This window comes from Lutibacter sp. (assembly GCF_041562875.1).
Lineage (GTDB): Bacteria > Bacteroidota > Bacteroidia > Flavobacteriales > Flavobacteriaceae > Lutibacter.
Map to the genome: position 1 here is coordinate 1 of NZ_JBFFOE010000080.1, position 10,830 is coordinate 10,830.

Sequence of the window (10,830 nt, forward strand, 5' to 3'; positions counted from 1 at the left end):
AATATCCAAATAAACCTGTAATAATAACCGAAGCTGGTTGGGCAACAAATTCAAATGGAAGAGGTATTTGCCCAAGTAACGTAAGTGAAGAGCATCAGGAAATTTATTATAATGATTTGGTTAATTGGAGTTCAGAAGAAGACATTCTTACCTTCGTTTTTGAAGCATTTGATGAGCCATGGAAAGGATCAAATGAACCGCTTGAACCAGAAAAGCATTGGGGTTTATTTACCGTTGAAAGAGTACCTAAATTAGTAATGAAAAAGCATTACTCAAATTTACTTTAATTTTAAAATTAAAATATTTACTATGAAAAATATCATGGTTCTGTCGCATCTGTTAAAAATAATCATAAAGTTTTAAACTAATTTATTTTTTAAGATGCTAATGATATAAATGATTTGTAGGTTGAACTTTTAGGGTTCAACAGTTGATTTTTCTTTATCATTCTAACTACTTCTATGCCTGATATGGTTCGCTTTTGCAGATTCAAATTCTTTAAAGCCTAGACCTAACATTATACGCCATTTTATCATTCGATGGTCTTGCTCTACAATATTATTTAAGTACTTGCACTGCCTTATTTTTATATTTGAATAGTTTCTCCGATTGTATATTTTTATCGCAGCTGTATTGGACCCACTCTTATCAATGTTTATCAGTTCTGGCTTAACATTTCTTTCTATGGCTTTTATTAAAAATCTTTGTGCGGATATGTGTTGTCTTCTTTTGGTTAACAGGAAGTCAACAGTATTCCCTTCTTTATCAACCGCTCTATATAAATATCTCCACTTACCCTTTACCTTGATATAGGTTTCATCTAGTCTCCACCTTTTTCCAACTGATTTCTTTCGCTTTCTGAATTGTCGCTCTACAAGTGGCGTGAATTTGAATACCCAGCGTTGAATAGTAGCATGATCCACTTTAACGCCTCTGATAGATAGGAGCTCTTCTACATCTCTATAGCTAAGACTAAACCTTAATTTAAAATAAACCGCTTGTAATATGATTGCCTTAGGGAAACAATGACCTTTGAACATCTCTTTTTATAGTAAAGATAGATTTTTAGTTGTTTGTACATAGATGCGACAGAACCAAATTATTTTTCAAATATGATAATTATCATACAATTAAGCGTTGTAAAATCCTAAATTTCTTATTCAAAATATATTTTTCGTTTAATTTTTAATTAATTTTTATATATGATAAAGAATATTACGATTACTTTTCTTCTTTCAGTTTTACTTTTATATCATGTACAAGCACAAGATTCTTCGGAATTAGAAATTTTTAGATCTACAGTTAGTGTAGCAGGTTCTTCACAATTAGTAAATATGAATAATAAACCATTTATTGTTCAACAAAGCATTGGTCAATCTAGTGCTATTGGAACATTCTCAAGTGGAAATTATGTTTTAAGACAGGGGTTTATTCAGCCTCCAATGCTTTCAAGTAAAGTAATTCCAGAAGAAACCAATCTTCAGGCAGTGATTTATCCAAATCCAGTAAATAACGATGTAAATATCACCTTAAAAGAAGACGTTAAAGAACCGGTATATATCCGAATTTTTGATTTGTTAGGACGTAGCGTTTATAACGAAAAACTGAATGCAGCTCAACAATTAAAAATCAACCTTAGCTTTTTGGCAAGTGCACAATACATATTTCTTATCAATACGGGAGAAAAACAATTTAAAGCAAATCTTATAAAACAATAATTATGAAAAAAATTACATTACTAATATTCCTATGCTTAGGAATTACCTCTTTCGGACAACAAATTTATATTGAAGGCGGTAAAACAATGTCATCATTTGATTATAAGAATTCACAAGGTGGTGGTTTAGACAATCTACAAGCTTCACCTCATAGTTTTATGACTGTTGGTTACAGAAATCAAATATTCACAAAAAACTTGAATGTATCATTAGGTACAAGTTACGCTGGTTATGGCGCCATTGGAAGTGATGATAGTGTAGGGAATTATATGGAATGGGATATCAATTATTTAGAATTTAATGTAGGATTGGATTATGAGTTGTTTAAAATTAAGAAGGGAAAACTGTATTTAAAAGGAATAGCTTCCATGGCGTTTTTATTGCAAGGTTCTCAAACGTTAAACAATATGGTTATAGATTTAAAGGACAACGATAATTTTGACAAGACCTTATATAATTTCACAGGAGGTTTTGGCTTTTCGCATCCAATATCAGACAATCTTTCATTTTATGTTCAATATATGCGAGGAAGAAGTATCACACTTAAGGAAGGAACAGCAGTTACTTCGGACCAAGAACAATTAAGAATTGTAAGTGATAATATCAGTTTTGGATTGTTAATAAACATTTTAAAAAAATAATAAAAGAAATAGAAGATATTTTATAACTAATTAAATTAAACATTATGAAAAAATTATTACTTATTGCAATACTACTATTTGCTACAGGTAACTTGTTTGCTCAAACAGACGGCATGAGTTATCAAGCAGTAATTATAAACCCAAGTACGCAAGAGATACCAGGAGCTGATGTTAATGGAAATATTTTCCCGAATAAATCTTTGACAGTACGATTTACCATCACCAATTCAGGTGGAGGAATAGATTATCAGGAAGTTCACACTACAAGTACAGATGCTTATGGTATGATAAACTTAATGATAGGACATGGAAAGCCATTTTCAGGAGTTTTTAATGAAATTGTATGGGATGGCACACAAAAAGATTTAAAAGTAGAAATTAATTTAGATGGTAGCTATGCCAATTTAAGTACACAGCCACTATTATTTATTCCATATGCATATCATAGAGATATTACGGCTACTGGAGATTTATTGGTTGAAGGTTCTATTCATTTTTCAGGAAGTTTAGATGTTGAAGGAATTACCAATTTAAACAATTCTTTTAAAGTAAATAAAAGTAGTCCCTCAAATTTAACAGGAACATTACAAGTTGATGGAAAAGCTACTTTTAATGAAGAAGTTACGGTTGCTAATGAAAGCCCTGCTAATTTAACAGGTGTTTTAACTGTAAATGGTAAAACATTAATTGATAATGATTTGGAAGTAACTGGAATATCAACGCTTGGAGGAATTGGAGTGAAAAATATGACAATTGAAAGTGATGAAGAAGAATTTGTGGCTACTTTTGAAAATACTAATACCGGAAATGGTGATGGTATAAAAATTAAGTTAGGAAAAGAAAAAGTAAATAATTTTGCTCCAACAATGTCAGGCTTACCTTCTCAAGATCAGATAAACCAAGTTAAAAATTTAATTAGCAGTAATTTTACTGGTAGCAAAATTACTATTTTGCAAGATATTGTAAAAGAAGGTGTTAAGGACGACATTGAAACAATTGCAGGATTATCCGTTGGTATTGGAAATCACTTAATTAATTTTATAAATGATAAAATTATTTCACATGCATATTTACCGGAGTTAGCAGTTCCTAAAATTGATTTCCCTTATTTGGCAACACCAACAATACCTATTAATCCGCCTAATCTTCCAACCTTTACAGTGCCAAGCAGGGAGATTACACCTGGAATTACGTTATTAAACTTTACACTTCTTGGAGTTGATAAAAGTGTGAAATTACCAGCTCTTAATACCCCAAAAATTAATTTTAACCCGCCAAATATTCCTAATTTTAATATACCTAGTACAACAATAACAAATGGGTTTACATTACTTAAAAAAACTACTTTGTTACCTATAACAAAAATTCTTCCAGATATTCCTGAAATTGATCTTACAGCAATTGGAATTAATGGACTCGACATTCTTTCTGAAGATTTTTGGGGGATTCCAAGTATAGAATTAGAAGACATAGTTACAAATCCATTAAATAATAAAAATGAATTTATAAGTTTTACTGATAGCTCAGATTCCCAATTGGGATCAATTAGAGCAGAGTCAATTAGCGATTGGAGTAATAATTTTTTGAATCCAATTTATATATATAAATTATATGGAGCTTTAAATAGTGCAGTTGATAAAAAACACGCAAAGTATCATTTTAAATCTAAAATTTACGAAGCACTATTTGATTATGAAAAAATAGGAGTTGAGTATAGTTCAGGAAATGGAGATTATGCAGAATGGTTAGAACGTATAAATCCAAATGAAAATATAAGTACTGGAGATATAGTTGCGGTGAAGGCAGGTAAAATAACAAAAGATTTAACAAATGCAGAACAAGTAATGGCAGTTTCTCATCGCCCAATTGTATTAGGAAATACACCTGATCAGAGTAAAATTCATTTAGGCAATAATATTGCGTTTATGGGACAAATACCAGTAAAAGTAATGGGGCCAGTACAATCAGGTGATTATATTGTTGCTAAAGGAAATATTGCGGGTTATGGTCTCGCTATTCCTCCAACCAAAATGCAATTAGAAGATTTTAAATTAGCAGTAGGAAGAGCTTGGGATACTGATCGTGCAAATGGAGCCAAAATGATTAATACAGTAGTAGGCGTACACAATGGTGATTATTTAAATATTTTAAAAAGTTATGAGCGAAAATTTATAGAATCAGAGGCTAGATTGCAATCTGTTGAAGCTAAATTAGAAGTTTTAACCGAGATTGTTACAAAGAAGCAGAAATCTATTTAAATTATGCTAAGAATTACAAAAGTAAAATTATTTATAATGCTTGTTATTTGTAGTTTGCCAGTAATATTTCATGGGCAAACTACAAATAGCCAATTAGGAAGTGCAAAACAAGTGAATGATAAGGCTATTTTATTATGGTTAAAGAGCCTAAATCAAAGGGGAGTAGAAATGGTTGGAGACTCTGTAATTGTTAGCGAAGAGTTTGAAAAGGTTTTTAATGACAAAAAATATCGAATAGAAATTTACCCTAAGATTTATACTTGGGAAAAAACTGTAGAATTTATTAAAAGCCAAGAAATAAAAATAGCTTTCTGGTATTTAATAAATTTATATTCCTTAAATAATAAAAATAAAGAAACGGTTATCCAATCTATTTTAATGTATGACAAACTTTTTAAAATGGATGAAATACTAATTAACACTTTTTATACCTATAGTTTTATGGATTCTGAAATTAATATTTTAATAAATGGAAAACCAGAAATTGTTCATCCAGATATTTTAGAAAAAAAATTAGCTAATGTAAAAGAAATTGTAAATTACATTAAAATTTATAATGAGAAAAATAAGGGTTCTGTCGCATCTGTTAAAAATAATCATAAAGTTTTAAACTAATTTATTTTTTAAGATGCTAATGATATAAATGATTTGTAGGTTGAACTTTTAGGGTTCAATAGTTGATTTTTCTTTATCATTCTAACTATTTCTATGCCTGATATGGTTCGCTTTGCTGATTCAAATTCTTTAAAGCCTAGACCTAACATTATACGCCATTTTATCATTCGATGGTCTTGCTCTACAATATTATTTAAGTACTTGCACTGCCTTATTTTTATATTTGAATAGTTTCTCCGATTGTATAGTTTTATCGCAGCTGTATTGGATCCACTCTTATCAATGTTTATCAGTTCTGGCTTAACATTTCTTTCTATGGCTTTTATTAAAAATCTTTGTGCGGATATGCGTTGTCTTCTTTTGGTTAACAGGAAGTCAACAGATTCCCTTCTTTATCAACCGCTCTATATTAATATCCCCCTTACTCTTTACCTTGATATAGGTTTATCTAGTCTCCACCTTTTTCCAACTGATTTCTTTCGCTTTCTGAATTGTCGCTCTACAAGTGGCGTGAATTTGAATACCCAGCGTTGAATAGTAGCATGATCCACTTTAACGCCTCTGATAGATAGGAGCTCTACTACATCTCTATAGCTAAGACTAAACCTTAAATTAAAATAAACCGCTTGTAATATGATTGCCTTATGGAAACAATGACCTTTGAACATCTCTTTTTATAGTAAAGATAGATTTTTAGTTGTTTGTACACAGATGCGACAGAACCTTTAGTTTTGATATTAATGAATTTATGCAGAAATCTAAAGATAATTAGTAATAGATTTTACATAATTATAATGAACTTAACAATAATTATCAAATACACCCTTAAAATGATGATTTTTTAAAATGTTGACTTAAAAACATAAAAAGACTATTTAAAGTATTGATAAATAGTCTTTTATAGTTATTAGTAGTGGAGCGAAGAGGACAGATATCGAACTGTTTCGGAAGCGATTTACAAATTTTACTAAAAACTAAACCCTCTAAATTTATTTAAAGGGTTGTACGTTCTACTGTGGAGAATGAGGATCTAGAACCTACTTCTCAATACCTTGATATCATTGACGTTACAGCATCTACCATTACTAGGGTAACGTATAGGTTAACCGAACTATTCATTTTTACTTTTAATGAACTTTGCTAAGCAAATATACATTCATTATTCAACTTTAATACTACTAATTGGAACCTAATGAATTTTTATGTAAGTGATATATATATATATATATATATTAAAAAATAAAACAGTATTTTTAACTGATTTTTATAAATTTTTGACATGGAAGTTTTACCAGATTATATAAAAAACAAGTGGCAAGAAATTACTGATTTGTTAGCTGAACTTATTGAGATTCCTTCTTCTTTAATAATGTTTAATGAAAATAAATACATGGAAGTATTTATTTCTAGTAGGACAAAAGGTAATCCTTATCATGTTGGTGATAAGGAAAAATGGGATGGTCTATACTGTGAAACAGTTATTAAATCACAAATGGAATTATTAATTCCAAATGCGTTAAATGATAGAAATTGGGACAAAAATCCAGATATAAAACTTGGTATGATTTCTTATTTGGGATTTCCAATTAATTACCCCGATAAGAAACCTTTTGGAACTATCTGTGTTCTTGATAAAAAAGAAAATGAATTTTCAGAAACTCACATAAAGTTAATACAACAATTTCGAGATATTATTGAAAATGATTTATCGAATATATTTAAGTATGCTTCAATAGAAGTAGAAATTAAAAAGCTTTCAGAAGCTGTAAAGCAAAGTGCAAATTCTATTGTTATTACAGATTTAAAGGGGAATATAGAATATACAAATCCAAAATTCACTGAAATTACTGGTTATACAGCTGAAGAAGTTTTAGGAAAAAATCCTAATATTTTAAATTCTGGACAACAATCAAAAGAATTTTATTCCAATATGTGGGAAATAATTTCAGGTGGTGAAATATGGAGTGGTGAATTTAAAAATAAAAAGAAGAATGGAGAATTCTATTGGGAAGATTCAACCATATCACCAATCAAAAATGATGCTGGTGAAATTATAAATTATCTAGCTATAAAAAGAGACATCTCGGAACTAAAAGAAAACGAGAAATTATTAAAAGAAAAAAATATAGAACTGTCACAGTTGAGCGATAAACTCACCGAAAAAAACAGACAACTTTTTGATAACAAAAACAAATTTAAGAAACTGTTTGATAAGAGCCCAGTTTCAATTATGGAACAAGATTTTTCTGAAGCTATAAAATTGTTAAACAAAAAGAAAGCTGAAACCAGTGATATAGAAACCTATTTAAATGAGAACCTATCTTTTGTTAAGAAGTGTGTTTCAAAAATTGAGGTAAAAAATGTAAATGAAATAACACTCTTGTTGTTAGGTGTTAAAAACGTGGAAGAGCTTAAAATCCATTTTACAAAAACAAATACAGAAAAATCCTATAATTCTTTAAAGAACGAATTAGTGTCAATAGCCTTAGGTAAAAAAGATTTTTATGGTGAAACTGAATTTATAAAATCTGATGGCACTATTTTACATGCCATGATAAAATCTACAATGATTGATGAAAATGGAAAAAACATCGCTTCTATTGTCGAAATCACAGAGATTACTAAAGCGAAAGAAGAATTAATCAAAGCTAAAGAAATTGCAGAATCTAATAATGCTAACATCTCTGCAATTTTAGAAGGAACAAGTAATAGTATATGGGCTTTCGACCAGAATTATGATATATTATACATTAATCAAACATTTCAGAAGGAGTTTGAAAATTCATTTGGAGTAAGGTTAGAGGGGGGAGTAAACCTAATTGATGCTTTGCCTCAAGAATTAAGACCTTTATGGAAACCTCGTTACGATAAGGTATTGAACAACGAACAATTTACTACTGAGGATGCTGTTGAAACCGTGAATGGAATAATTTATATACGGGTAACATTTAACCCTATTATTAAAAAATCTCAGGTTGTTGGTGGCTCATGTATGGGTATTGATATTAGTTATCAAAAACTAGCTGAAAAAGAATTATTAAAAGCCAAAGAAAAAGCCCAAGAAAGTGAAAAGAGATTGCTTGAAGCACAAGAATTATCACATGTTGGTAGTTGGGAATATATTGTAGATACTGATACCGTAGCTTGGTCAAAGGAATTGTATAATATTTTTGAACAACCATACAATTTACCTCCTCCGAAATTTTCTAAACAACAAAAATTGTATACAGAAGAAAGTTTTGCGAGACTTCAAAAAGCTGTTGAAGATTGTGTAAAACGTGAAATACCTTATGAAATAGGTCTTGATATTTTCACCTCAAGAGGCTCAATTAAGCATATAATTTCTAAAGGAAAAATTAAAAAGGATAGTAATAATAAAGTGATTGGCTCTTATGGAACTGCTCAAGATGTTACTGTCCAGAAACAATTAGATTTGGAATTAATTCATGCAAAAGAACAAGCTGAAGAAAGTGATAAATTAAAATCAGCATTTCTTGCCAATATGAGTCACGAAATTCGTACACCAATGAACGGAATTCTTGGATTTTCAGAACTGCTAAAATCACCTAACCTTTCAGGTGACCAGCAACAAAAGTACATTGAGGTAATTGAGAAAAGTGGAAATAGAATGTTAAATATTATCAACGATATTGTTGATATTTCAAAGATTGAAGCTGGTTTGATGGATGTTAATTTAAATGAGTCAAATATAAACGAGCAAATTGAATACATTAATACTTTTTTCAAACCAGAGGTAGAAGCCAAAGGAATGCAGCTTTTCTTTAAAAACACATTACCAGCAAAAGAAGCTACCATTAAAACTGACATAGAGAAATTGTTTGCAATTCTTACCAATTTGGTTAAAAATGCAATTAAGTATTCTAATGAAGGTTCCATAGAATTTGGATATGAAAAAAAAGGAGATTACCTGGAATTTTTTGTAAAAGATACAGGCATCGGAATTCCAAAAGACAGACAGAAAGCCATTTTTGAGCGTTTTGTTCAGGCTGACATTAAGGATAAAATGGCACGGCAAGGAGCTGGCCTTGGTTTATCAATTACCAAATCATATATAGAAATGCTTGGTGGTAAAATATGGGTAGAAAGCGAAGAAGGTATTGGCTCAACTTTCTATTTTACCTTACCTTACACCATGGAATTTGAAGTGGAAAACAGTATCAAAGATATTGAGGTTGCTTACGATATGGCAAATCAAGTTAAAAATTTAAAAATACTCATTGCTGAAGATGATGAAGTATCATCAGAATTGTTATCAGTAATAGTAAGTGATATTAGCCATGAGATTATAAAGGCAAGAACTGGAAATGAAGCTGTTGAAATTTGCCGTAACAACTCTGATATTGATTTAATTCTGATGGATATTCAAATGCCTGAAATGAATGGGTATGAAGCTACACGTCAAATCCGTGAGTTTAACAAAGATGTTATCATTATTGCACAAACAGCTTATGGGTTAACTGGTGATAGAGATAAATCTTTGGATGCTGGATGTAATGATTACATAACAAAACCTATTAACAAACCTGAATTAGATTCACTAATACAAAAGCATAATTATTAAAGTACTAAACTGTATCAATACCACAGCTGTATCATTTTAAAATCTATAATAGAACTAATTTGATACAGTTTCTTGTATCACTATTATTCTTTGAATTTAATATATTTATAAAATCGAATCATTAAAAAAAGGGAGTTTATAAATTTACATTTTGTAACAGTCATAAATACAGTGATTTAACATCCTTAGTTCGAGTCCAAGAGGGGGAGCAAAACAAAGCCATTTAAGAAATTGAGTGGCTTTTTTGTTATTAAGAAATTACTAATGTGTTTCAAGACAATTCGTTTTGGAATCTTTTTTTATGCACAAGGCTTGGGGTAATTGAACTGCTATATTACTTGTGTTACTTTTTTTTAAAATTTTTAAGGTTCAATATATTTAATTGAAACACCTGATTTGCATCTATTATTTAATTAACTATATTCGTAATAATAATTGCACTCAATAGGTTAATTTCAATTAAATAGTATTCAAATCAATTTAAACCAAAACAACAAATGATTAAAAAAATAGTCCTTAGCCCTTTTCAAAAATTTGTAAAAATAGAAAGTTTTAGTGGAATTTTATTACTAGCTGCAACAATTATTGCATTAGTTTGGGCAAATTCATCACAAGGAGAGAGTTACCAATCCATTTGGCAATATAAAATTGGGTTTACTTCAGAAATTTTTGAACTAAATAAACCATTAATATTATGGATAAATGATGGATTAATGGCTATTTTCTTTTTTCTGATTGGTTTAGAAATTAAAAGAGAGTTTTTAATTGGCGAATTAAATTCTTTAAAAAAGTTAGCATTTCCACTTTTTGGTGCATTGGGTGGAATGTTAGTTCCTGTTTTGTTGTTTTTTATAATTAATCAAAACCCAGAAACGCTTAAGGGCTGGGGAATACCAATGGCTACGGATATTGCATTTGCTTTGGCAATTTTAAAACTTTTGGGAAATAGAGTTCCATTAAGCCTTAAAATATTTTTGACGGCTTTTGCAATTGTTGATGATATAGGAGCAGTAATT

At 29.8% G+C, this 10,830-nt stretch carries 8 protein-coding genes and 1 pseudogene; 7 read left to right on the forward strand and 2 right to left on the reverse strand.

The annotated features are described in order from the left end of the window. Positions 1 to 287: glycosyl hydrolase family 17 protein (locus tag ABY863_RS10440; protein ID WP_372794554.1), on the forward strand; the 287-nt coding region annotated here is incomplete at its 5' end. Positions 288 to 376: 89 nt separating this feature from the next. Here ABY863_RS10440 and ABY863_RS10445 read toward each other — a convergent pair. After that, a protein-coding gene (locus ABY863_RS10445) for an IS6 family transposase (protein ID WP_372794556.1) occupies positions 377 to 1,040 on the reverse strand; the annotation gives its coding sequence in 2 pieces (ribosomal slippage) (positions 377 to 475 and positions 477 to 1,040; 663 coding nt in all). 162 nt (positions 1,041 to 1,202) lie between these two features. On the opposite strand from ABY863_RS10445, the gene ABY863_RS10450 reads away from it, so the two are divergent. The 4 genes from ABY863_RS10450 to ABY863_RS10465 are packed head-to-tail and all read left to right on the forward strand — an operon-like array spanning position 1,203 to position 5,232. Next, on the forward strand, positions 1,203 to 1,718 hold the full coding sequence (locus ABY863_RS10450) for a T9SS type A sorting domain-containing protein (protein WP_372794558.1): 516 nt from the start codon (positions 1,203 to 1,205) through the stop codon (positions 1,716 to 1,718). Positions 1,719 to 1,720: 2 nt separating this feature from the next. Beyond that, the gene (locus ABY863_RS10455; RefSeq protein WP_372794560.1) at positions 1,721 to 2,359 is read left to right on the forward strand and encodes a hypothetical protein; all 639 of its coding nucleotides are present in this window, start codon (positions 1,721 to 1,723) and stop codon (positions 2,357 to 2,359) included. Between the two features lie 44 nt (positions 2,360 to 2,403). Beyond that, on the forward strand, positions 2,404 to 4,617 hold the full coding sequence (locus tag ABY863_RS10460; RefSeq protein ID WP_372794562.1) for a hypothetical protein: 2,214 nt from the start codon (positions 2,404 to 2,406) through the stop codon (positions 4,615 to 4,617). Between the two features lie 3 nt (positions 4,618 to 4,620). Next, positions 4,621 to 5,232: a hypothetical protein gene (locus tag ABY863_RS10465; protein ID WP_372794564.1), complete on the forward strand. Its 612-nt coding sequence runs from the start codon at positions 4,621 to 4,623 to the stop codon at positions 5,230 to 5,232. An 8-nt stretch (positions 5,233 to 5,240) separates the two neighbouring features. On the opposite strand, the pseudogene ABY863_RS10470 reads toward ABY863_RS10465, so the two are convergent. Beyond that, positions 5,241 to 5,900 (reverse strand): annotated as a pseudogene (locus tag ABY863_RS10470) (IS6 family transposase). 611 nt (positions 5,901 to 6,511) lie between these two features. Here ABY863_RS10470 and ABY863_RS10475 point away from each other — a divergent pair. Further along, the gene (locus ABY863_RS10475; RefSeq protein ID WP_372794566.1) at positions 6,512 to 9,814 is read left to right on the forward strand and encodes a PAS domain S-box protein; all 3,303 of its coding nucleotides are present in this window, start codon (positions 6,512 to 6,514) and stop codon (positions 9,812 to 9,814) included. Between the two features lie 497 nt (positions 9,815 to 10,311). After that, on the forward strand, positions 10,312 to 10,830 hold a 519-nt coding region (locus ABY863_RS10480; protein WP_372794568.1), incomplete at its 3' end, for a Na+/H+ antiporter NhaA.